The organism is Oxalobacteraceae bacterium OTU3CAMAD1 (assembly GCA_024123915.1).
Taxonomy (GTDB): domain Bacteria; phylum Pseudomonadota; class Gammaproteobacteria; order Burkholderiales; family Burkholderiaceae_D; genus Rugamonas.
On record CP099650.1, the window covers coordinates 6,705,929 to 6,728,889 of the forward strand.

The following is a 22,961-nucleotide window of genomic DNA, read 5'->3' on the forward strand; positions in this document are numbered from 1 at the left end:
ACAGCATGTCTATCAATACCCAGCGCCGCAGTTTGATGAAAGCCCTGCCGGCCGCCGGCCTGTCGCTTGGCCTCCCCGTTACCGCCAATGCCGCCACCGCGCCCGATCCATGGCTGCAGGCGCAGGCGATCGTCGACCACGTCTCCAAGCCGCTCAAGTTCCGCAAGCAGGATTTCGACATCACCGCCTACGGCGCCAAGACCTGCAAGCTGTCCAAGGTCAAGGCCTGGATCTCGTTCGAGGAGCAGGACACCATCGACACGCCGGTGGCCGGATCGCCGGACTGCTACGCCGCCATCCGCGACGCCATCAAGGCCTGCAGCGACGCCGGCGGCGGCCGCGTGGTCATCCCGGCCGGCGACTGGTACTGCGCCGGCCCGATCGTGCTGCTGTCGAACGTGAACGTGCACTTGAGCGCCAAGGCGCACGTCTACTTCAGCCACAAACCGGAGGACTACGCCAAGTACGGCGACATCGATTGCGGCAAGCATGGCAAGCTGTCGATCTCGCGCTGGCAGAGCAACGACGTGCTCAATTACTCGCCGATGGTGTACGCCTACAACCAGCACAACATCGCGCTGACCGGCGACGACTGGACCAGCACCCTGGACGGCCAGGGCGGCGTGCCGTTCAACGACGAAGGCGACTGCTGGTGGACCTGGAAGGGCAAGCAGAAAACCATCAACTCGATCGGCCAGGGCACTACGCCCAACTTCAAGGCCGGCAAAATGTCGGAGAACACCGAAAACCCGCTCAACGCCATGTCGCTGGCGACGGTCGCGCCCAAGCTGACCGAGGCCGAACGCCTGCTGATCCAGGGCGAAGGCCAGCGCTGGCGCGCCGACGCGCAATATCTGCCGGCGTTGTCGGAAGCGGGCGTGCCGCTGTCGAAGCGCGTGTTCGGCATCGGCCACTATCTGCGTCCGCCGATGATCCAGCTGATCGGCTGCACCAACGTGCTGCTGCAGGGGTATCACGTGACGCGCACGCCATTCTGGATGCACCACCCGGTCCACTGCCGCAATATCGTCATCCGCAATGTGCACTGCGAAAGCCATGGTCCGAACAGCGACGGCTTCGATCCGGAGGCGTGCGACCACGTGCTGGTCGAGGGCTGCACCTTCGACACCGGCGACGACTGCATCGCCATCAAGGCCGGCAAGGATCTGGATACGCAATTCGGCCCGTCGCAGAATATCGTGATCCAGAACTGCATCATGCATAGCGGCCATGGCGCCGTGACCCTGGGCAGCGAGATGGCCGGCGGCATCCAGAACGTGTTCGCGCAAAAGCTGGTGTTCGAAAACGCCAACTGGAAGACCAATCCGCTCAACACCGCGATCCGCATGAAGACCAATATGAATCGCGGCGGCTACCTGCGCAATTTCTACGTGCGCGATTGCACGATACCGAACGGCGTGCAGCTGTCGCCGTCGTTCTACGCATCGCTGCCAGGGTCGCCGATCCAGTCGAAGACCGTGGCCACGGCGGCCGGCGCCATCGTCACCTTCGATTGCGACTACACGCCGATCAGCGACAACGTGCGTACGCGCCCCCCGGTGGTGTCGAACATCCATATTTCGAACATCAAGGTCGGCAACGTCACCAAGGATGGCAAGACGGCGTCGTGCTTCCAGGCGATCGTGATTCTCGGACCGGTGGCGTCGGATTACAACGGTCCTGGGCCGATGCCGCCGGTGGTGCCGGTCACGGACGTGACGATCACCGACTGCGATTTCGGCGTTCCGGTCAACACCGCGCAGCCATGGTTCCTCTACAACGTCAAAGGCCTGACCTTGAAGAACGTCACCATCGGCGGCAAGGTGCACAACACCACGCTGAACGCCTGAGGGTAGCCATGGCGATCGACCGGCGCGATGTGCTAAGGGGGCTGCCGGCGCTGCTGGCCGCCATGACGCTTTCGGTTGGCTGGGCGCCCGCCCTGGCGGAGGAACCGGCACCGCTGGCGTTACCCGCCAACGGTGCGCGCGACGTCAACCCGGATACCCATCTGGTGCTGCGTTTCGCGCAGCCGCCGGCGCTCGGCAAGTCCGGCCGCATCCGCATTTACGATGCGGCGGACGACCGGCTTGTCGATACGCTGGACCTGGGCGTTCCGGCCGGTCCGACCGAGCGCACCAAGCTGCCTGCCGCGCCTTATCTGGCAACGCCCTACCCTTATCAGGACGGACCGCGCCGCACGAATGCCAACACCAGGGCCGGCACACCCTCGGCCGGCGCCGAACCAACGCCGGACAACTACCAGCTCACCATCATCGGGGGCTTCACGGACGGCTTCCACTTCCATCCTGTGATCGTCAGGGGGAACACCGCAACCATCTACCCGCATCACAATCTGCTTGAATACGGCAAGCGCTATTACGTGCGGATCGATCCGGGCGTGATCGTTGGCTTCAAAGGCATCAGCGGAAAGAAGGCGTGGAGTTTTAGCACCAAGGCCAAGCCGCCCCGCGCGGACATCGAGCGCGTGACGGTCAACGCCGATGGCACCGGCGATTTCAATACCGTGCAGGGGGCGCTGGACTTCGTTCCAGACCATCCAGCGAGGCGCACCACGATCTTCGTGCACAACGGCGACTACGAGGAGATCGTCTACTTCCGGCGCAAGTCGAACCTGACGATCGAAGGCGAGCATCGCGACAAGGTGCGGGTCCACTATGCCAACAACGAGGTATTCAATCCGCATCCCGCCAATATCAGCACCAACGAGGCGCCGGGGACTTTTCCGTCGCGTCGCGCGGCCTTCGCCGCCGACAACGTCAAAGGCGTTCATCTGAAAAACATGACGCTGCAGACGACATTGGAGGGGCAGGCGGAAGGATTGCTGATCACGGGCGAGGAAAACATCATCAGCGATGTCACCGTCATCGGCTCCGGCGACGCGTTGCAAGTCAACGGCAGCACCTATCTTGAGGGCGTGAAGATCGTCGGCCACGGCGATACCATTCTGGGACGCGGACCTGCGTTTTTCCGGCGCTGCGAGATCGAATCGCGCGGGCCGTTTATGTGGATACGCAATACGTCCGCCAACCACGGAAATGTGTTTGTCGAATGCCGCTTCAGCGCCCTTGGCGATGGGCAGCCGCACCTCGCGCGCTCGCCGGTCAACAAGGGCAAGAGCTATCCGCACGCGGAGGCGGTGCTGATCAACGCCACGTTGAGCGGCGTCAGTCCGCAGGGCTGGGGCGAGATAGGTGGCGACGCTTCCAACGTGCGCTTCTGGGAGTACAACAGCCGCAATGTGGATGGCACGCCGATCGATGTGAGCAAGCGCCATCCGGCCTCGCGCCAGCTGACGAGGGAGCGGGATGCGGAGCTGATCAAAAACCACAGCACGCCGTCGTGGGTGTTGGGCGGCTGGGCGCCGCGCTAGGCCGTTGGCGGAACTTGGCGGATTACGCTACGCTAATCTGCCCTACGTGACTCCGCGTGGTTAATGCGTCGACTATTTAGTAGCCGTGCAGAACCGTACCGACACACTGCAAGGTTGGTGTGTAACATCAAGCTAGTTTTTCAACTTTGTTTGATGGACACATGGAGGATTATATGAAAATCGGAATCATTGGTGCAGGTAATATTGGCAGCGCCCTTGCCATGCAGCTGACCAAGCTTGGTCACTCGGTACACATCGCCAACTCGCGCGGGCCAGAAACGCTGAACGACGTGGCGCAAAAAACCGGAGCGAAGCCTGTTACGATCCAGGATGCTGCCAGTTATGGCGAGCTTCTCGTGGTCACCATTCCTCTGAAAAACATTCCTGATTTACCGAAGGACCTGTTCACGGGTGTTGCGGCCGACGTGCCGATTATTGACACGAGTAACTATTACCCTATCCTTCGCGACGGCCGCATACCGGAGCTGGAAACCGGTGATCTCACCGAAAGCGAATGGGTGCAGCAGCACTTGGGCCGTAAAGTCGTGAAGGTGTTTAACAATATTCACGCCGAACACATTCCAACCAAGGGTCTGCCCAAAGGCACGGCCGGCCGTGTTGCACTGCCGGTCGCCAGCGACGACGCCGCAGCGAAGCAAAAAGTCATGGCGTTGGTCGAGGAACTGGGCTTTGACGCCGTCGATGACGGCAGCCTGCACGAGTCGTGGCGTCAGCAACCGGGTACGCCGGCTTACGGCGCCGATCTGAGCGCCGACAAACTGACTGAGCTTTTCAACAAGCTGGGGCCAAAACGCACCGAAGCGCAACACGCCGAGTACCTGGCCAATCACGCCAAGCTGGAACGTGAGATGGCTGCAAAGGGCTCGAACTAAAGTAACTTGGCGCAGTGCTCTCACCGCGGATTGAAAAAGGGCAGACGCTGCAAGGCGTCTGCCCTCTTATCATGATGCGAACGGCGTTTCCGCCAGCCCTTTGACGCCGGGCCGCAGCAGCAACACCGCCCCGCCCCACTCCGCGTCCTCCGGCTTGCCGGAAGGGATGGAGGTGACGATCATCGTGTCCAGATCCTTGCCGCCGAAGGAGCACATCGACGGCTTCTTCATCGGCACCTCGAGACGGCGATCGAGCTTGCCGTCCGGGGTGAAGCGCAGCAGGCAGCCGCCGTCGTTGCCGGCGACCCAGTAACAACCGTCGGCGTCGACCGCCGCGCCGTCCGGACGACCGACTTCCTTCGTCAAATCGGCGAACACGCGCTGGTTCGACGGCACGCCGTCGGCGATGTCGTAGTCGAACGCCCACACCATGCGCCGCAGCGGATGCGAGTCCGACAGGTACATGGTGCGACCGTCCGCCGAAAACGCGGTGCCGTTCTGCGTCAGCAGCTCCACCACCAGCGGCGCCGAAATACCATGCGCCGTATCGTAGCGGAACAGTTTGCCGACCGGACGATTGGCCGACATGTCCATGAACATGGTGCCGGCGACAAAACGCCCCTGACGGTCGCAGCGACCGTCGTTGAAGCGCTTGCCCTCGCCGAGCGCCCCCGACTCGACCGACGGTGTCGCCAGCCTTGTCGCGACGGCGGCAGGACCGTCGCCCAGATCGAGCTTGAACACGCCCGTCTCCATGCCGGCGATCAGGCCGCCACCGGCCCTGGTCGCGACACAGCCGGCCATTTCATCCAGGGTCCAGAAACGCGTGGCGCCGGACGCGAGGTCCAAACGCCAGACGCGCTTGGCGGGGATATCGGTCCAGTAAAAGGCCGATTCCGCCGCATTCCACGTCGGGCTTTCGCCCACCGCGCATTGGATGTCGCTTACGCGTTCCATACCAGGTCACCGTTGACGATGCGCGGCAGCTTTTGCGGATTTTCGTCAGCCAGCGATTCCGGCAGCAGGTAGGAAGGCACGTCCTGGTAGCAAACAGGGCGCAGGAAGCGGTCGATGGCGCCGGCGCCAACCGACGTCGAACGGCTGTCCGAGGTCGATGGGAACGGGCCGCCGTGCACCATGGCGTGCGAAACTTCCACGCCGGTGCCGAAGCCGTTGAACAGGATGCGGCCCACTTTGCGTTCCAGCACCGGCATCAGGCGCGCGGCCAGTTGACGGTCGTCGGCGGTGGCGTGGACGGCGGCGGTCAGCTGACCTTCGACGTGTTCGGCCACGGCCAGCAGTTCGGCTTCGTCATTGGCGACAACCAGCAGCGAGGTTGGTCCGAAGATTTCGCCTTCCAGCGCTGGATTGCTCAGGAAGGTTTTAGCGTCGACTTGGTACAGGAAGGCTTGCGCGGCGCATGGCGCTTCGGTGGTCAGGCCGGCGGCCTCTTGCGAAACACCTTCGATGCCGGCCAGGCCCTTGACGCCGTTGACGTAGGCTTTGTGGATGCCCGGGGTCAGCATGGTGGCGGCAGGCTTGGCGCCCAGCGAGCCGGCGGCGGCGGCGACGAACGCTTGCAGCTTGTCGCTTTTCAGGCCGATCAGCAGGCCCGGGTTGGTGCAGAACTGGCCGGCGCCCATCGTCAGCGAGTCGGCGAAGGCTTGCGGCAATTTGGCGTTGTCCAGCGCGCCCGGCAGCAGGAACACAGGGTTGATCGAGCTCATTTCGGCGTACACAGGGATCGGTTCCTTGCGTTCGGCGGCGGTTTTCATCAGGGCGATGCCGCCGGCGCGCGAGCCGGTGAAGCCGACCGCCTTGATGGCCGGGTGGCTCACCAAAGCCTGGCCGATGGTCTGGCCGGAGCCGATCAGCATCGAGAACACGCCTTCCGGCATGCCGCATTCTTCAGCTGCCTTGGCAACGGCTTTGCCGACCAGTTCCGAGGTGCCCAGGTGGGCCGAGTGGGCTTTGACGATGACCGGGCAGCCGGCGGCCAGTGCCGAGGCGGTGTCGCCGCCCGCCACCGAGAACGCCAGCGGGAAGTTCGAGGCGCCGAACACGGCGACCGGGCCCAGGCCGATCTTGCGCAGACGCAAGTCGCTGCGCGGCGGAGTGCGTTCCGGCAGCGCGCTGTCCAGCGTGGCCGACTGGAAGCGGCCGTCGCGCACGACTTTGGCGAACAGACGCAGTTGATTGCAAGTACGACCGCGCTCGCCTTCCAGGCGAGCCTGCGGCAGGCCGGTTTCCGTCATCGCGCGCTCGATCAGCGTCGGACCCAGATCCATGATGCGGTCGGCGATGGTTTCGAGGAACTTGGCGCGCGCTTCCAGGCCGGTGGCGCGGTAGACGTCGAAGGCCGCATCGGCCAGTTCGCAGGCGCGCGCCAGGTCGGCGGCGCCGGCCAGGCCGAACGCCGGTTCGATTTCGACGTTACGCGATGGATCGATCGCCTTCATCGTGCCTTCTTTACCCACAACGGCGCTGCGGCCAATGATCATTTCGCCAGCTACTTGCATATCGACTCCTTAGATGTGTGAAAAGCGCGGACCAGCCGCGCTTTATGTTGTATGACGTTCTATGACGACAGCTTACCGGATTATTGCGCGCCTTGCTTGCGAATCAGCTTGTCGAGCATGTCGCATTCTTCGGCGGTCAGGTCGGTCAGCGGTGCGCGCACCGGACCGGCGTCATGGCCGACCAGGCGGGCGCCGGCCTTGACGATACTGACGGCGTAACCGGCCTTGCGGTTGCGGATCTCCAGGTACGGCAGGAAGAACTCGTCCAGCATGCGGTTTTGTTCGGCATGGTTGTCCGAGGCGACCGCGTGGTAGAAGTCCATCGCCAGCTTCGGCATGAAGTTGAACACCGCCGACGAGTATACCGGAGTACCGAGCGCCTTGTAGGCCGCCGCGTACACTTCGGCCGTTGGCAGGCCGCCCAGGTAGCTGAAACGGTCGCCCATCTTGCGCCAGATCGAGACCATCAGTTCGATGTCGCCGACGCCGTCCTTGAAGCCGATCAGGTTAGGGCAACGGTCGGCCAGCTTGGCCAGCGAATCGGCGGTCAGGCGGCAGTTGGCGCGGTTGTAGACGACTACGCCCAGGCTGGTGGCCTTGCAGACTTCGGCGACGTGTTCGATCAGGCCGTCCTGCGACGCTTCGGTCAGGTAGTGCGGCAGCAGCAGCAGGCCCTTGGCGCCAACGCGCTCGGCTTCCTTGGCGTAGGCGGCGGCGACGCGGGTCGGGCCGCCGACACCGGCCAGGATAGGCACTTGGCCGGCGCAGGTGTCGACGGCGGTCTTGATGATGTCGGTGTATTCGTTCGGGGTCAGCGAGAAGAACTCGCCGGTGCCGCCGGCGGCGAACAGCGCGGTCGCGCCGTACGGGGCCAGCCATTCCAGGCGCTCGATATAGGTCGATTTACGGAAGTTGCCTTCGGCATCGAAGTCGGTGATCGGGAACGACAGCAGGCCAGAGGAAAGGATTTTTTTCAGGTCATTCGGTTGCATAAGGTCTCCAATAATCGACGTCTATTGTGTGAAGGGGAAGTTCGACGGGCTTCCCGTCGCGTGTTGTATGACATCGTACAACCATATGCGGACGGGAGCAAGCGATTTAGCGAAAACTCGCCGATCGCCGGCACAAGCGTTGCTGTTCGAGGCGCCGGGCCGGTCGAAACCCTCGGCCGCCGCCCCGCCTTTGCGCGTATCAGCCGTTTTTGGCGGCGATATCCTCTTGCGCGCGGCGCAGGCGCTCGCGGCTGTTGCTCAGGTGGGTGCGCATGGCGGCGCGGGCCGCCTCGGCGTCCTTGCGCAGGATGGCGTTATAAATATCGTCATGTTCGCGGTTGACGCGCTCCTGGTACACCACCGGATCATCGTGCGCCAGCGAGGCCGAATCGACGCGCGTGCGCGGGATGATGGTGTTGCCCAGGTCGCTCAAGATATCGACGAAATACCGGTTGCCGGTGGCCTGCGCGATCAGCAGATGGAATTTGACGTCCGACTCGACCGAGCCGGGACGGGTTTGCGATTCCTGAATGCGCTTGAGCACCACGCCCATTTCCTGCACCTGCTCTTCGCTGCGGCGGCTCGCCGCCAGCCACGCGGCCTCGGTTTCGAGGCTGATACGCAGTTCCAGGATGGCCAGCACGTCGCCCAGGGTGCGGATCGTGTCGGACGAGATGCGCAGGTTGGCCGGCTGCGGCTCGAGCACGAAGGTGCCGATGCCGTGGCGGGTCTGCACCAGCCCGGCCGCCTGCAGGTGGGAGATGGCCTCGCGCACCACGGTGCGGCTGACGCCGTGCATTTCCATGATCACCGATTCGGTCGGCAGTTTCTCGCCCGGTTTCAGGGTGCCGGCCTGGATGCTGTGGGTGAAGCTCTCCACCACGCCTTGGGCGAGGTTGCGGTGCTTCTTCTTGGGCATGGGCGCCGGCGCTGCGGGCGATGGGACTGCGGTTTGATTCATGGCTGATGGCTTGTTGTATGACGACTATTCGGCATTATCGCCTATGAGGGTCGCGCGATGTGCATATTGCCAGAGTTTCGACAAAAATGATTGCTTACACATCGTTTTTGCTACAGGACGGCGAACCGTGTATCCGTCACGGTTACACGTAGGGCGGATTAGCGCAGCGTAATCGGCCATGGTTGAGCCGCCGGCGGCGCATGCATGGCCGATTACGGCGTTCCGCCTAATCCGCCCTACACCAATAGGGCCGCGCTCATCGACGCGGCCTCCTTCGCCGATTCGGCCAGCATCTGCTCCAGCGCGGCGTTGTCGTCGATGAAGCCTTCCAGGCCGGCGTGCTCCTGCGTCGGCGAAAACGGCGAGGCCACCGGCGCCAGGCGCTTGGCGATCAGCAAGGTGTCGCGCAGGCCCAGCGGCGGCGGCGTCAACGTCGCCCCGCGCAGCGAGACGATGGCCAGGCTCACCGGCTCGGGGATCGCCATCTTCCTCATCATCTCGCGGGTGATGATTTCGTGCGCGGCGCCCATCCAGTCGGCCGGATCGTCCAGCAGGCCGGGAATCTCGTCGGCGCGCGACAGCAGATAAAAGCCGCCCGCCTCGTGCACGATGCCGGCGAACATCGCCGTGTCGGCGTCGGTGGCGGTCAGCTTGCGGGCGATCACATGGGACAGCGCGGCCACGTGGGCCGTGTGGCGCCACAGCTGCTCGGCCTTGGCGCGCAGGCCGGCGTCGCGGATGCGGCTGCCGAACTGGCGCACGACCATCGCCGCCGCCATCGTGTACAGGTGGCGGTAGCCCACCCGCGCCACGGCCGACCGCACGCTGGTGACGGGCACGCCGCTGCGGTTGAACACCACCGCGTTGGCCAGCGCCACGGTGCGCGCCGCCAGCAGCGGCTCGGCCAGCACCTTGCGGATCACGTCGTCGGTGTCGCAATCGGGATCGGCCAGCGTCAGTTGCAGCCGCAACGCGGCGTTGACGCTGGTAGGAAAGACCAACTCGCCGCGTGAGGCTTGCGTAACAATCTGCGAGATGTCTTTTAGTTTTTCCATAGCAAGATTATAGCGTTAAAGGCCACGCCGCTTTGTAACAACTTGTGCGCCGGCGCCCGCTTTGAGGAACATCGCGTCCAGCATGGCCAACAAGCTGACCAGCGCCACCAGCAGAAACGCCAGCCGGTATTCGATCGCCGGCCAGTCGGCGATGCCCAGCCGCTGTGCACCCCAATGGCCCAGGCGCACCCCGCCCGCCCCCATCGCAATGCCCAGGCCCACAGCCACCTGGAACGAGGTGCTGAACAAGGTGTTGGCGGCCGCCATGCGCTGCTGCGGCACGTCGGCAAAGGCCAAGGTGTTCAGCGCGCTGAACTGCATCGAACGGGTCAGCCCGCCGACGAACAGCACGGCGGCGATCAGCCACACCGGCGTGGCCGGCGACAGCAGCGCGCACGCCGCCAGCGAGGCGACGTTGGCCAGGCCGTTCACCAGCAGCACCGGCTTGAAGCCGAAGCGCCGCAGGATGGGCGTGGTGGCCGGCTTCATCATCAGGTTGCCGGCGAAGACGGCCACCACCAGCAAGCCGGACTGGAAGGCGTCCAGGCCGAAGCCGAGCTGGAACATCAGCGGCAGCAGGAAGGGCACGGCGCCGATCGCCATGCGGAACAGCGAGCCGCCGACCAAGGTGATGGCGAACGTCGGGATGGCGAACGTGCCCAGGTCGATCAACGGATGGGCGGCGCGGCGCAGGTGCCAGACCATCGCGGCCAGCATGACGGCGCCGGCGGCCATGCACGATACCGCCTCGAACCAGTCCGGATCGGCGCCGCCGACCGACTCGGCGCCCCACGTCAGCAACAGCACGCCGCCCGCGCTGAGCACGAAGCCGGGCCAGTCGAAGGGCCGCCGCGTCTCCGCGCGCTGCTCGGGAATCAGCCACAGCGCCAGCGCCAGCGCGATCAGCCCGAGCGGAAGATTGAGATAGAAGATCCAGCGCCACGACAGGTAGCTGGCGATGAAGCCGCCCACCGGCGGCCCCAGCACCGGGGCCACCAGCGCCGGCCAGGTCAGGGTGGCGATCACGCCGATCAGCTTTTCCTTGGGGGTGGTCTTGAGCACCAACAGGCGGCCGACCGGCACCATCATCGCCCCGCCCATGCCTTGCAGCACACGCAGCCAGACGAATTCGGTCAGGCTGTCGGCCATCCCGCACAGCACGGAGGCAAGCGTGAAGATCGTCAGCGCCGCCGCGAACACGCGACGCGCGCCCAGCCGCTCGGCCACCCAGCCGCTGATCGGGATGAACACGCCCAGAGTCAGCAGATAGGCGCTGACGCCGATGTTCAGCGCCAGCGGCGCCACGCCGAACGATTTGGCGATGTCCGGCAGCGCGGTGGTGATGATGGTGCCGTCGAGGTTCTCCATGAAGAAGGCGCCGGCCACCAGCAGCGCGATCCATTTACTGGCGGCCGGCGGGGCGGATGGCTGGAGGGCGTCGGCGCTCATCTGCCGGCCCTGGGCAGTACCTGTCGAAAAAGCATCGTGTCCGCTTGCGTTGTTTGCGATACGCAAATTATACGCACCGCCCCACTAGCGATCCGCAAGCCTCGTTGCGGCTCCGCAATTGTCCTGTCCGGCACGACAACTGTGTTTGGATAGCCACGCCCCGAGCACAATCCGCCAAAAAAACCCTTCTTTTAATGACAACTGTACGTGGCGCAAGGCATGTTGCTCTACACTAGGCAATAACACGACCGAGCAAACGGTCGGTTTTTATCACCATCTATAAAAATACCGGAGACAAGAATATGAAACGCACCGCCGCATCCGCAGCATGCCTGTCCGCCCTCGCCTTCCTCGGCATGGGCAACGCCCTCGCGCAATCGAACGTCACCCTCTACGGCACCCTCGATGTCGGCGTCGACCGCATCGAAAAAGGCGAAGGCAACGTCCAGGGCACGCTGTTCGGCTTGCGCGGCACCACGCCGATCCCGAACTCGATCGCCTCGCCGAAAAGCACCTCGGTGCGGGTCAGCCCGTCGCACACGCGCCAGAGTAACTTCGGCATCCGTGGCGTCGAGGACCTGGGCGGCGGCTATCGCGGCATCTTCACGCTTGAAGGCGGCCTCACGCTCGACAACGGCGGCGTCGCCAACGATGGCCGCCTGTTCGGCCGCCAGGCCTATGTCGGCCTGACCACGCCGGTCGGCGAGGTCAAGATCGGCCGCCAGGCCAGCCCGATGCTGATCTCCTATTATCTGGTCACGCCGGAAGCGATCGGCAGCACCGACCTGTTCAGCGCCGGCCTGGCCGTCAACACCTTGCAAACCTTCCAGGACAACCAGGTCAGCTACGCCGTCAAGCAGGGTCCTTGGACGGCGATCGCGTCGTTCTCGACCAACGCCGGCGTCGGTAGCGGCGTCAGCGCCGCGCGCTCCTTCCCCACCGCCACCACGCCGGTGGCCAGCGCCAGCACCGGACAGATCGTCGGCGGCCTGACCGCCGGCGCCGAGACCACCGACGACCGCGGCCGCGCCGTCGGCGCCATGCTGGCCTGGCGCGGCGAGAGCCTGACCGCGCTCGCCTCCTACCACCGCAACGACTTCGGCGGCGTACCGCTGGGCGTGGTCTCGGGCACCACGCTGGTGCCGCTGTACACCATCGAAAACTACCGCGCCTACATGGCCTCGTTCAAGTACATTTTCGCCGGCACCGGCACCACCGTCGCCTTGGTCGGCCACCAGGGCAAGTTCAACCTGGGCGGCAACACCGATCCGACCGTCAACACCTGGGGCGCGACGATCAAGCAGGCCATCGGCCAGGTCGACGTCAGCGCGCACCTGCTCGACACGCGCTTCACCAACTACACGCGCGGACGCGAGCGCGGCCTGATGTTCGGGCTGGACTACAACTTCTCCAAGCGCACCGCGCTGTACACCCGTGTCGGCGGCGTCAAGGACAAACGCGGCAACATCGTCCGTGGCGCCATCACCCCGCTGCCGATCGCCGGCGGTCCGGGCGCGCTGTTGCTGCCGTTGGGCTCGCAGGAAGTGCCGCTGTTCGCCGGCGCCGGCCAGAACCTCGACGCCAAGACCACCATCGTCAGCCTCGGCATACGCCACGCGTTCTAAACGGCAAGTCAAACCCGGTACGCATTCGCCTCCACGCGTGCGTTACCACTTAGGGGTCGTACCCGGTCGGGTACGACCCCGTATGGCCGTGCGGGTTCCGTGACGTTTAACGCAAAAAAGCGGAGCACCGCCGGTACGGTGCTCCGCTTCAACTGCGGGTACAACTCATTATCGGGGCGCTTGCGCCCCGAAATCTTTACAGGTGCGCGGCGATCTGCGGCAGCAGGTCGTCGAAGGTACGGCCGTTGCCGTTTTCGCCGATCGCGTGCATCTTCCACTCACCGTTGTGACGGTACACCTTGGCCATGATCTGCGCCGAGTGCGGACCCTGCACGGACAAATTGAACCGCGCCACTTCCTTGCCGTTGGACGCGTCCAGCAGGCGGCAGTACGCGTTCTCGACCTGGGCGAAGGTCTGGCCGGTGAAGCTGTTGACCGTGAACACCAGGCTCTTGACGGTCGGCGGCACGGCGTTCAGATCGACGTTGATCTGCTCGTCGTCGCCGTCGCCGGCGCCGGTGCGGTTGTCGCCCGTGTGGACGACGCTGCCGTCCTTGCTCTTCAACTGGCGGAACCAGATCACGTCCACCGGACGCTGGCCTTCATCGAACATGACGACGGAAGCGTCCAGGTCGACCGCCTCGGTCTTGGCGCCGAAGCCCAGGAAACCCTTGCTCTTGATGGCATCCCAGCCCAGGCCCATGGTGACCTTGCCCAGGGTGCCGCCGCCTTCTTTTTCCAGAGAAATCTTCTGGCCCTTGCTCAAATTGACTGACATTGTGTGCTCCTTAGTTGGTTTGGTTGGCGATCATGGATTACTGCGACCCGGGGCGCTGGGCCCAAGCCCGGAACGCCGCGCCGTTGCGCGAGCACACCAGGATCTTTCCGGTTCCGGAAAAGCGCAGCACCATGCCTTCGCCGCTGGTCTGGCTATTGACCAGATTGCTTAAAAAGCCGCTGTTGCCGCCGGTGGTGACAGAGATTTCATAGCGCAGCCTGTTATCCCACGCCACCACATGCGAATTGTCGATGACCACATCGTTGCCGGGCGTGACATCGAGTTCCGAGATCGAGCCGAAGCCCGATACCGCCACCTGGCCGCTGCCGCCGGTCTCGGTGATGAAGAAGCCACCGCTCTGGGCGAACAGCGCGTTGCCCAGGCTTTGCGTGCGCACCTTCAGTTCCACGTTGGAGGTAGCGGCGACAAAGGCGCCGTCGCTCAACATGTACTGCACCTGGCCGACGTCGAGCACCTGCATGGCGCCCGGCAGGGTGGGCGCCAGCAGGCAATCGCCGCCGCCGCGCACCGCTTCGATGTGTTGCTGGAAGAAGGACTCACCGTTGGCGAAGCGACGCATGATGGCCGCACCGATACCGCCGGTGATCTTGCCCTTCAAGTCGAGCGTCGCTTCCATCATCACCATCGCATCCGATTCGCAGTAGATCTTCTCTCCCTGCGCCAGTGATACGTGCAGAAACGGGTCGACATCACCGGTGACCGAAAATTTTGGCATGACTGAGTCCTTTCAATTAAAACACTACTTTACAACAATTAAACGCCGACGCCGAACGATGCGGCGAGCGGGCCGAGACCGCCTTTGAAGCCCTGGCCGACGGCCTTGAACTTCCAATCGGTACCGTTACGATACACCTCGCCGAACACCATCGCCGATTCGGTCGAACCGTCTTCGGACAGGTCGTAGCGGGCGATTTCGGCGTTGCCGCTGGCGTTGACGGTGCGGATGTAAGCCTTCTGCACCATGCCGAAGTTTTGCTTGCGGGCGTCGCCGTCGTGGATCGTCACGCAGATGGCGATGCGCTCGACATCGGCCGGCACCTTGGTCAGGTCGATGGTGACGGTTTCGTCGTCGCCGTCGCCGGCGCCGGTGCGGTTGTCGCCCGAGTGGGTGACCGAGCCGTCGGACGATTTCAGGTTGTTATAGAAGATGAAGTCGTTGTCGGCGCGGACCTTGCCGTCGACCTTCAACAGGAAGGCCGAGCCGTCCAGGTCGAAGGCGCTGCCGTCGGTGGCGCGCGCGTCCCAGCCGAGGCCGACGACGATTTGCGACAGGCCCGGGGCTTCCTTGCTCAGATTAACGTTACCGCCTTTTTGCAGACTGATTGCCATAATGTGATACTCCTTAAAGAAACCGGACTTGGGTACTGCAGGCGGCGGATCGTGTCCGTATTTAACGACCCGCCGTGTTCTGTTGCTTGAAACTTTAAGCTTGTTTGACTACACCTTCGTTACTTACGCGGCGATCGCTCCAGCCGCTTCCTTGCGACGGTGACGCACCGACGACCAGACCGAGGCGGCAATGAAGGCCACGCCAATCAGACCGGTGAACAGTTCCGGCACGTGGAACTTCATACTTGCCAGCATGATCGCGGCCAGGATACCGATCGCATAGTGCGCGCCGTGCTCCAGGAAGACGAACTGGTCGAGCGTGCCCTTCTTGACCAGGTACACGGTCATCGAGCGGACGAACATCGCGCCGATGGCCAGGCCCAGCATGATGATCACGACGTCGGTAGTGATGGCGAACGCGCCGATCACGCCGTCGAAGCTGAACGAAGCATCGAGCACTTCCAGATACAGGAAACCACCGATACCGCCCTTCTTGACCATGTCGCCGACATCGCTGCCGCCCGACTCTTCCTTCTCCAGCAGGCCGCTGATCGCGTCCACGCCGACGTACACCAGGATGCCCCACAGGCCGGAAATCAGCACAACCAGTTTCTGCGCCTCGGTCACCAGGCCCATACAGGCCATCAGCACGCCCAGCGAAATCATCACCGAGATCGACGAGACCTTGCCCAGCGAGCCGAGCTTCTTCTCGAAGTTACCCAGCCAGTGCACTTCCTTGTCCTCGTCCAGCAGGAAGTTCAGGAACACCAGCAGCAGGAACATGCCGCCGAATGCCGCCACTTCCGCGTGGTGGTTGGTCAGGTGCATCGAATACGTCTTCGGATCGTTCAGCGCCAACGTCCACACATCCATGATGCCGATGTCGGCCGCGACAGCGACGATAACCAGCGGGAACAGCAAACGCATACCGAACACGGCGATGATGATGCCCAGGCCCAGGAACAGCTTTTGCCAGAACTCGTCCCAATCCTTCAGCACGGAGGCGTTGACCACCGCGTTATCGAACGACAGCGACACTTCCATCGCCGCCAGAATCAGCGCGACGCCGAAAGCGGACAAGGCGCCAGGCCATCCGTTCAGCGTGTATCCCCACCAGCCGGCCGCCGCAAGGCAGATGAAGCTGACCAGGAAGGAAATTCTAAAGTGCTTCATTGATTTTTTCCCCAGTTATAAGTTGATGTAGCGCAGTGTATAGGCGCGCGGACAATTTAAAAATAGAAGATAATTGAAGTATTACTTCGCAAAAACAGAAGATCGACACAATGAAGACCAGTGGATTGAATTTCCGCCACCTGTATTTTTTCTGGATGGTGGCCAAGGAGGGCGGCGTCACGCGCGCCGCCGAGCGGCTGGGGCTGGCGGTGCAGACCATCAGCATGCAGCTGGCGTCGCTCGAACAATCGGTCGGCAAGCAATTGCTCGAGCCGCAGGGACGGCGCCTGGTGCCGACCGAGGCCGGCCGGCTCGCGCTCAGCTATTGCGACCAGATCTTCCTGCTGGGCGAGCAACTGCAGGACGCCCTCGACGAGGCCGAGGCCGGCAAGATGAGGTTGACCGTAGGCATTTCCGACTCGCTGCCCAAGCTGATCGCCTTCCGCCTGCTGCAGGCCACCCAGGAAATGGGCAAGCAGGTGCGGCTGGTGTGCATGGAGGCCGAGTTCGAGGATCTGCTGGCCGACTTGGCGCTGGGCAAGCTCGACGTGGTGCTGACGGACCGCACGGTGCACGCCGGCGGCAGCCTCAAGGTGTTCAGCCACCTGCTGGGCGAAAGCGACATGAAGCTGTTCGGCGTGCCGCGTCTGGCGGAAAAATACCGGCCGGGCTTCCCCGCCAGCCTGAACCACGCGCCGCTGCTCGTTCCCACGCGCAACAACGCGCTGCGCGGGCGCATCGACGCCTGGCTGGTGCAGCACGAGGTGCGGCCAGAAATCGTCGGCGAGTTCGAGGACAACGCCATGCTCAACACCTTCGGCCGCAACGGCATGGGCTTGTTCTTCGCCACGTCGGCGCTGGCGCACGATATCGAGGAGCAATTCGGCGCCGTGCTGGTCGGCGACGCGCCGGAGCTGCGCGAGCATTTCTACGCCATCTCCAACGCCCGCAAGATCAAGCATCCGGCGGTCGAAGCGATCCTGTCGGCGGTGCACGGCGGACCGTTCGCGGTGGCAAGCTGACAGGGGTTATCAAATCGGTTACAGTTTAGCGATCACTGATCGCTACGGAGGACGCCATGTTGAAGGGAACTTGTCTATGCGGCGGCATCGCCTACCTGGCGGACGGGCCGGTGTCCCACGCCAGCCACTGCTACTGCACCATGTGCCAAAAGCAGCACGGCGCGGCATCCGGCACCTACGCCAACGTGGACACCGCCGGCTTCGTCTTCGAGCGCGGCGCTGACCTCGTGACGGAATATGCCTCGTCCGACCACGGCCGGCGCGGCTTCTGCCGCGTGTGCGGCTCCACCTTGTTCTGGCGCAGCACGCAAAGCCCGGACCGCATCGCCCTCACCCTGGGCACGATGGAGCCGGAATACGACGGCCCGGTGGAGCGCGAACTGCACACCGACACCAAGCCGCGCTGGCTGCCGACACGGTGAGTCTCCCGATCATCAGCCTGAAAAAATTAAGGCACATCGCTGGCGGCCTTGCAGGTTCTTTCGTCCGTCGCAATAACGACGTGGGCGGCCAATGGGCGCTTGGATTGCTGTACCGCGACGCGCCGCAGGACCAGCGCGTGCAACTGAACCTGCTTGAACACACCACAATTCCATCCACCAACATTGCGCGGCAGGTCGCCCGAAATTACGGGGAATTCCTGCGGCGCGCAGCGATCAAAAAGGACGTGCCGTTGGAGGAGCTGGCCGAAGCCAAGGTCGAGTTGAGCTTCGACGCCGATCTGCACATACCCGGCGAGGGATGGGTGGTTGTCGGCGACGTCTTCCTCTGCACGGTCACGCTGACATTGAAAGACAGCAGGATAGCCTCCACACAACGTATGGGCCGTTGCTTGCGATATGAAAAAGGCCAGTTCGGCGGACGCAAACCGGGCAACGATTCGATAATCGAATCGCTGCGGAGCGGCTTCTGATCGGCGCCGCTGTTTTTTATATCCCGTCACTTTTCAATGTTTGCTAAAATTGCACTTCCAATAACTCTGCGTCCGGTCTTCTGTGCTCACTGGAATCAATCATTTGACCCTTGGCGTCACCGACCTGGCACGAAGTCTTGATTTTTACACCCGTCTGCTAAATTTCCGATTGGCCGCGACCTGGAATGCCGGCGCCTATCTGGCGCTGGGAGAGCTTTGGATATGCCTGTCGCTTGACGAGGACGCGTCCAAAGAGAATCGCGCCGGCTACACACACTACGCTTTCTCGATTCAACAATCCGACTTCGACAGGTTTCGGCAACGTCTTCAAGCCGAAGGGGTTGAGGAATGGAAACTCAATCGTAGCGAGGGCGATTCTTTCTACTTTCTTGATCCCGATGGCCACAAACTTGAAGTCCACGTTGGATCGTTGAATTCAAGACTGGCGCAGTGCCGCCAGCGTCCTTACGCAGACATGAGATTCTTCGAAGAATGAATATTAGACAGGCCACCCTCCTCGACATTCCGGCGATGTCGGCTATTCGCTTGAGCGTCAAGGAAAACACGCTATCCGACCCGAGCCGGGTGACCGTACAGATGTATCGGGATTATCTGGAACTGCTGGGGCGCGGCTGGGTCGCGGAGGTTGACGGCGAGGTGGTCGGGTTTTCCTACGCCGACAAGAACGACGCGTCGATCTGGGCCTTGTTTGTCTCGAAGGATTTTGAAGGCAGAGGAATCGCCAAGCGCCTGCTACAGGTCGCGGTGGACTGGCTGTTCGCCCTGGGCCACGAAAGCGTTCATTTAAGCACGTCGAAAGATACACGGGCCGACAGATTTTATACGGGCCAAGGATGGACCCGAACCTTGCTGAACGATCGAGATGCCGGGTTCCGCCTCACGCGGGAGACGACGACATTCTCACGTAGCTAATGTCAGTGCCGTTGTATTGCCTGTTCGCCATGCCGGTAACGGTGAATCCGCTTCGTTCATAAAACTGTCGCGCGTTCAGATTCGACTCCGCCACATGCAGCGACAGTCCTCCCGGCGCGCGTGCCACCGCTGCGTTGAGCAAGGCATGGCCGACGCCTCGTCCGCGCGCCTCGCTGTGCACGAATAACGCCCGCAATTGCTCGTCGAACATGGCGGCGAATCCCTTCACTCCGCCATCGTCGCAGACGATGACATCGGACTCGCGAAATGCCGCCAGGATGACGGCATCCTCCTCCAGCGGAATGATGTCGATGACTTTGCCTTCATATACCAGCTCGTCACGCTTGGCATCGACGTAAATTCGACAGACATCAGCAAGATCCGCCTCCTTGAATGGTCTTATCGGACGCACCAAGGAGGCGCTGGCATCCAGTTCAGACACTGTCAGCCTTCTTTAATTTTTGCTGTAACTGATAATAAACCGCAAAACCGATCATCGGAACCAGCGCGAAGAGCGCTCCGACACCGATGAAGATCCAACCGACGGCCACTCCGCCTAACCCGCAGAACAGGATCAAAAACAAAATGTCCGGGCTACAAAGGACGAAGAGTCCCAATTTCTCACGATATCCAACAGCCTTCTGAGTAATCTCTTTCACTACAAACCTCTGCGATGTAATTAGTAAGCCAGATAATGATACTGCGAAATCCGGAGCGACTGGCACAACCCGGTCAAGTTGACCCCATCGCCGTTTGAGTTTTTCATGGCCGGAGAGCCTCGATCATTTTTTACTGAAGGAAGCCTGGCCGAAGTGAGCACTAGTTTTTCAGCAGCAGCTTGCCGTAGGTGGTATCCGTCCGCTTCCCTTTGGCGTCCGGGTCCACGGCGAAGCGGCAGCTTTGAACAAACTCCGCGGCGGCATTCAGCACTTCCGGCGGCAGCCCCGTTGCCTCCGCCTTCACGTTCCAGGGCGTCCCGTCACTTTTCACCAGCATGCGCAGCAGGATGCCGTTGGCATCGCTGGGAGATTTGTCCAGACTTTTGAATGTCTGGAACTGTTCGGACGCTGGGCAGCTCCCCTCCACCATCGACGGGTGCAGCGTCGATTCGCCGTTTAACCGCCACACGAATTGGGTCGGCTTGGCGGGGCCTTCCGCCTCCGGCTTCGGGAACACGCAACGGGACAGTCCGATCAAGGAGGCCTTATCCAGAATACCCCAGCCAGAACTTTTCTCGATCTTCGCTGACACGGGCCTGCCATCCAATCCCACGACAAAACTCAATGTGGTCGTGCCTTCGAGCTCATAGCGACGCGCTTCCTGCGGCCATTCTGGCTTGGCGCAACTAGCGGTCGTTGCGGCTTCACTTCGCACCGACACCAGAAGCAGCGCCGCCGCCGTGAGCAAAAACTGCTTCCATTTTCCCGTGATGCGCATACCGTCTCCGATTTATCAAGTTATATGTACCTACGATAAGAATAGCATCTTGCTCAATTGGAAAGTACGCGGATTCTCACAGGTGGCCTGATTTCCGGCCTGGCCGCCGGCCCGATTTTCGATTGATAAACGGCAATTTGCGCCCCATCCCCGCACAGTCGTTTAAGATGCATGTTTTAACTACGTCACTGCCGCTCGGCCCCTATGCAAAACGTTATGCTTGTCGTGCTCGCCCTATTCCTGGTCGCGCTCAATGGATTCTTTGTGGCGGCCGAATTCGGCATCGTCACGCTGCGCAAGACGCGCGTTCGCGCCATCGCCAAGACCCAGGGACTACGCGGACGCATCCTCGGCAAAGTACACGGCCAGCTCGACGCCTACCTGTCGGCCTGCCAACTCGGTATCACCCTCGCCTCGCTCGGTCTCGGCTGGGTCGGCGAACCGGCCTTCGCCAGTTTGCTCGAGCCCTTCCTGGCCGCCATCGGCATCGACTCGCCCAAGCTGGTCCACAGCATCGCCTTCATCTTCGCCTTCGGCGTGATCTCGTTCCTGCACATCGTCGTCGGCGAGCTGGCGCCCAAGTCGCTCGCGATCCGCATGCCGGAAGTGGTCGGCCTGTGGTGCGCGCCGTTGCTGTACGCCTTCTATTGGGCCATGTATCCGTTTATCTGGGTGCTCAACGGCAGCGCCAACATGGTGCTGCGCCTGGCCGGCCTGGCCGGCAAGGGCGGCCACGACAGCCACTATTCGGTCGAGGAACTGAAAATGATCCTGCGCACCAGCCAGCCTGGTGAGAAGTACAACAAGGACGAACGCAACATCCTGGCCCACTCCCTCGATTTCAGCGATCTGGCCGTGTCGGACCTGATGCGCCCGATCAACGAGGTGATCAGCCTGCACGCGGGGCGCTCGCTGGCCGACAACCTGCAAACCATGCTGCGCAACCGCTTCAGCCGCTATCCGTACTACGACAAGGATGGCGAGACGGTGCTAGGCGTGGTGCACCTGAAGGATTTGTTCTTTGCTCAGCAATCGGGCAAGCCGATCACCGACCTGATGCCCTTCCTGCGGCCGGTGGAGACGATTTCGGCGCGCACGCCGGCGCTGGAGCAGTTCCGCCGCTTCCGCGATGGCGCCCCGCACTTCGCGCTGATCGGTGAAAAGGGCAAGCGCCCGCTGGGCTTCATTACGCTCGACAACCTGCTCGGCGCAATGGTCGGCGAGATTCACGACGAGTTCCGTCTCAACGAGAACGACTGGCTCAAGCAGCCTGACGGCACCTTGATCGGCAAGGCCAGCCTGCCGATCTTCTCGCTCGAACGCACCCTGGGCATCGATATCGAGAACGAGGAACTGGGGATGGACGAGGTGGAGTCGGTCGGCGGCCTGATCATGCTGAAGCTGGGCGACATCCCGAAACAGGGCCAGCGCATCAGCTTCCGCCATTTCGATATCGTCGCCAAGAAGATGAACGGGCCGCGCATCCTGCTGGTGAAGGTCATTCCGAAGGATGACACCGAGGACAATGCCGACCTGGATTAAGGGTTGGGTGGGCTTGGCGGGATGAGCGGGCTGGGGTATGCAGGATCGGTTACTGTTTGACTCTGACTGGCAGACGTATCACTCACGCCCGCCTTCCTCTCGGCGCCCTGCTGAAGCTCCGCGCTGAACCGGTATCCAAGCAAAAGCGCGCCGAGCACGAAAATCGACACTAGATTGACTATCAGATTGCCCGAAACGTCGCGCACCCAACCAATAATAGTTCGTTTTTCGCGCAGGGTTCCGCTGATTGCCGCCAGTTTTTCCTGAAGGTCCACATTGCCGGATTCGATTCTCCGGTACAGCACACCCTTGCGAGTGGTGGCCTCAATACTTTCAACAAGCTCTTCGACACCCGCACTGATGAAAAATCTCATCAGAGTCTCGCCACGGGCCCTATATACGGCGATGGATGTATCCAACGAAGCGATGACATGAAAGCTGTCCAGTTCTTCCCTCGTAAGCTCGCGCCCACCAAAGGACTTACAGAACTCAATCTTTTGCTGTTTGTAGATGATGTATGCAAACACCCCGATCGCGTCGCTCGGGTCCGCAGTCAATCGCTGATATACGGAACTGTAGGTCACGGCCGCAAACCCTATTTTTCAGAATCAGCCGTCATCAGAGCGGTGCGGAATGCCTCGTTCAGCTTTTCGCGGGAAATTCCAATCTCACGCAGCACTTTCGCGGCTACCGGCGAGGCAGGAACGCGGGGCAAATCAGCCGATGCGAGAGGCGCAGTGGAATAGCGCGCGATCCGAGCATTAATCGCCGCCACGTCGGCATGGGAAAATATAGGTTTCGCGCTCATATTGTCCACCTCGTTAGAACAATTAAACCGCCATCGAACGTCTGCGAACAAAAATTATATACCCACGATATCGAGTACACAGTTCAAACCAGGCGCGCTCGCATTGAGGTAAAACAA

The 22,961-nt window shown here is 62.2% G+C and carries 25 protein-coding genes; 10 read left to right on the forward strand and 15 right to left on the reverse strand.

Annotation, left to right across the window (positions count from 1 at the left end; translation table 11 throughout):
- Positions 1–5 precede the first annotated feature (5 nt).
- The 3 genes from NHH88_28600 to NHH88_28610 all read left to right on the forward strand — a co-directional run bounded on the left by NHH88_28600 (position 6) and on the right by NHH88_28610 (position 4,287).
- Positions 6–1,850, forward strand: coding sequence for a glycoside hydrolase family 28 protein (locus tag NHH88_28600; GenBank protein USX13565.1), 1,845 nt, complete (start codon positions 6–8; stop codon positions 1,848–1,850).
- 8 nt (positions 1,851–1,858) lie between these two features.
- A complete protein-coding gene (locus NHH88_28605; GenBank protein USX13566.1) occupies positions 1,859–3,394 on the forward strand; it encodes a pectinesterase family protein in 1,536 nt (511 codons plus the stop codon).
- A 173-nt stretch (positions 3,395–3,567) separates the two neighbouring features.
- Positions 3,568–4,287, forward strand: a complete 720-nt coding sequence (locus tag NHH88_28610; protein USX13567.1) for an NAD(P)-binding domain-containing protein — start codon at positions 3,568–3,570, stop codon at positions 4,285–4,287.
- A gap of 69 nt (positions 4,288–4,356) precedes the next feature.
- Here the strand turns inward: NHH88_28610 and NHH88_28615 are convergent, their stop codons facing one another.
- The 6 genes from NHH88_28615 to NHH88_28640 form a co-directional block, all read right to left on the reverse strand.
- Positions 4,357–5,244 carry an SMP-30/gluconolactonase/LRE family protein gene (locus NHH88_28615; protein ID USX13568.1) on the reverse strand — a complete coding sequence of 296 codons (888 nt, stop codon included), beginning with the start codon at positions 5,242–5,244 and terminating at the stop codon, positions 4,357–4,359.
- Positions 5,232–6,806, reverse strand: coding sequence for an aldehyde dehydrogenase (NADP(+)) (locus NHH88_28620; protein ID USX13569.1), 1,575 nt, complete (start codon positions 6,804–6,806; stop codon positions 5,232–5,234). The genes NHH88_28615 and NHH88_28620 overlap by 13 nt, the downstream gene beginning before the upstream one ends.
- Before the next feature lie 80 nt (positions 6,807–6,886).
- Positions 6,887–7,798, reverse strand: coding sequence for a 5-dehydro-4-deoxyglucarate dehydratase (kdgD, locus tag NHH88_28625; protein ID USX13570.1), 912 nt, complete (start codon positions 7,796–7,798; stop codon positions 6,887–6,889).
- A gap of 199 nt (positions 7,799–7,997) precedes the next feature.
- Positions 7,998–8,759, reverse strand: coding sequence for a FadR family transcriptional regulator (locus NHH88_28630; GenBank protein ID USX13571.1), 762 nt, complete (start codon positions 8,757–8,759; stop codon positions 7,998–8,000).
- 236 nt (positions 8,760–8,995) lie between these two features.
- The gene (locus tag NHH88_28635; protein ID USX13572.1) at positions 8,996–9,814 is read right to left on the reverse strand and encodes an HDOD domain-containing protein; all 819 of its coding nucleotides are present in this window, start codon (positions 9,812–9,814) and stop codon (positions 8,996–8,998) included.
- Between the two features lie 15 nt (positions 9,815–9,829).
- A complete protein-coding gene (locus NHH88_28640; GenBank protein ID USX13573.1) occupies positions 9,830–11,263 on the reverse strand; it encodes a DHA2 family efflux MFS transporter permease subunit in 1,434 nt (477 codons plus the stop codon).
- 302 nt (positions 11,264–11,565) lie between these two features.
- Between NHH88_28640 and NHH88_28645 the strand changes: the two genes are divergently transcribed.
- Positions 11,566–12,888, forward strand: coding sequence for a porin (locus tag NHH88_28645; protein USX13574.1), 1,323 nt, complete (start codon positions 11,566–11,568; stop codon positions 12,886–12,888).
- A gap of 196 nt (positions 12,889–13,084) precedes the next feature.
- Here NHH88_28645 and NHH88_28650 read toward each other — a convergent pair whose 3' ends face one another.
- From NHH88_28650 to NHH88_28665, 4 genes are all read right to left on the reverse strand, one after another.
- Positions 13,085–13,666, reverse strand: a complete 582-nt coding sequence (locus tag NHH88_28650) for a TerD family protein (GenBank protein ID USX13575.1) — start codon at positions 13,664–13,666, stop codon at positions 13,085–13,087.
- A gap of 37 nt (positions 13,667–13,703) precedes the next feature.
- Positions 13,704–14,402, reverse strand: a complete 699-nt coding sequence (locus NHH88_28655) for a TIGR00266 family protein (protein ID USX13576.1) — start codon at positions 14,400–14,402, stop codon at positions 13,704–13,706.
- A gap of 38 nt (positions 14,403–14,440) precedes the next feature.
- A complete protein-coding gene (locus NHH88_28660; GenBank protein ID USX13577.1) occupies positions 14,441–15,016 on the reverse strand; it encodes a TerD family protein in 576 nt (191 codons plus the stop codon).
- Positions 15,017–15,139: 123 nt separating this feature from the next.
- Complete coding sequence (locus NHH88_28665) at positions 15,140–16,189, reverse strand: DUF475 domain-containing protein (protein USX13578.1); 1,050 nt, start codon at positions 16,187–16,189, stop codon at positions 15,140–15,142.
- 110 nt (positions 16,190–16,299) lie between these two features.
- Here NHH88_28665 and nhaR point away from each other — a divergent pair, with 110 nt between their 5' ends.
- The 5 genes from nhaR (at position 16,300) to NHH88_28690 (ending at position 19,057) form a co-directional block, all read left to right on the forward strand.
- Positions 16,300–17,211 carry a transcriptional activator NhaR gene (gene nhaR / locus NHH88_28670; GenBank protein USX13579.1) on the forward strand — a complete coding sequence of 304 codons (912 nt, stop codon included), beginning with the start codon at positions 16,300–16,302 and terminating at the stop codon, positions 17,209–17,211.
- Between the two features lie 56 nt (positions 17,212–17,267).
- Positions 17,268–17,633 (forward strand): GFA family protein, encoded by a 366-nt coding sequence (locus NHH88_28675; protein ID USX13580.1) that lies wholly within the window; start codon positions 17,268–17,270, stop codon positions 17,631–17,633.
- Positions 17,630–18,124, forward strand: a complete 495-nt coding sequence (locus NHH88_28680; protein USX13581.1) for a hypothetical protein — start codon at positions 17,630–17,632, stop codon at positions 18,122–18,124. Before NHH88_28675 ends, NHH88_28680 begins: the two co-directional genes overlap by 4 nt.
- Before the next feature lie 82 nt (positions 18,125–18,206).
- On the forward strand, positions 18,207–18,620 hold the full coding sequence (gene fos, locus NHH88_28685; protein USX13582.1) for a fosfomycin resistance glutathione transferase: 414 nt from the start codon (positions 18,207–18,209) through the stop codon (positions 18,618–18,620).
- Complete coding sequence (locus NHH88_28690; protein USX13583.1) at positions 18,617–19,057, forward strand: GNAT family N-acetyltransferase; 441 nt, start codon at positions 18,617–18,619, stop codon at positions 19,055–19,057. Before fos ends, NHH88_28690 begins: the two co-directional genes overlap by 4 nt.
- Here NHH88_28690 and NHH88_28695 read toward each other — a convergent pair.
- The 3 genes from NHH88_28695 to NHH88_28705 form a co-directional block, all read right to left on the reverse strand.
- The gene (locus tag NHH88_28695) at positions 19,023–19,499 is read right to left on the reverse strand and encodes a GNAT family N-acetyltransferase (GenBank protein USX13584.1); all 477 of its coding nucleotides are present in this window, start codon (positions 19,497–19,499) and stop codon (positions 19,023–19,025) included. The genes NHH88_28690 and NHH88_28695 overlap by 35 nt on opposite strands.
- Positions 19,492–19,716: a hypothetical protein gene (locus NHH88_28700; GenBank protein USX13585.1), complete on the reverse strand. Its 225-nt coding sequence runs from the start codon at positions 19,714–19,716 to the stop codon at positions 19,492–19,494. The genes NHH88_28695 and NHH88_28700 overlap by 8 nt, the downstream gene beginning before the upstream one ends.
- 160 nt (positions 19,717–19,876) lie before the next feature.
- Complete coding sequence (locus tag NHH88_28705; protein USX13586.1) at positions 19,877–20,494, reverse strand: energy transducer TonB; 618 nt, start codon at positions 20,492–20,494, stop codon at positions 19,877–19,879.
- Positions 20,495–20,698: 204 nt separating this feature from the next.
- Here NHH88_28705 and NHH88_28710 point away from each other — a divergent pair, with 204 nt between their 5' ends.
- Positions 20,699–22,036 carry a hemolysin family protein gene (locus NHH88_28710; protein ID USX13587.1) on the forward strand — a complete coding sequence of 446 codons (1,338 nt, stop codon included), beginning with the start codon at positions 20,699–20,701 and terminating at the stop codon, positions 22,034–22,036.
- Here the strand turns inward: NHH88_28710 and NHH88_28715 are convergent.
- Positions 22,033–22,620, reverse strand: a complete 588-nt coding sequence (locus NHH88_28715) for a hypothetical protein (GenBank protein USX13588.1) — start codon at positions 22,618–22,620, stop codon at positions 22,033–22,035. The genes NHH88_28710 and NHH88_28715 overlap by 4 nt on opposite strands.
- Positions 22,621–22,631: 11 nt before the next feature.
- Positions 22,632–22,844, reverse strand: coding sequence for a hypothetical protein (locus NHH88_28720; GenBank protein USX13589.1), 213 nt, complete (start codon positions 22,842–22,844; stop codon positions 22,632–22,634).
- Between the last annotated feature and the right edge of the window lie 117 nt (positions 22,845–22,961).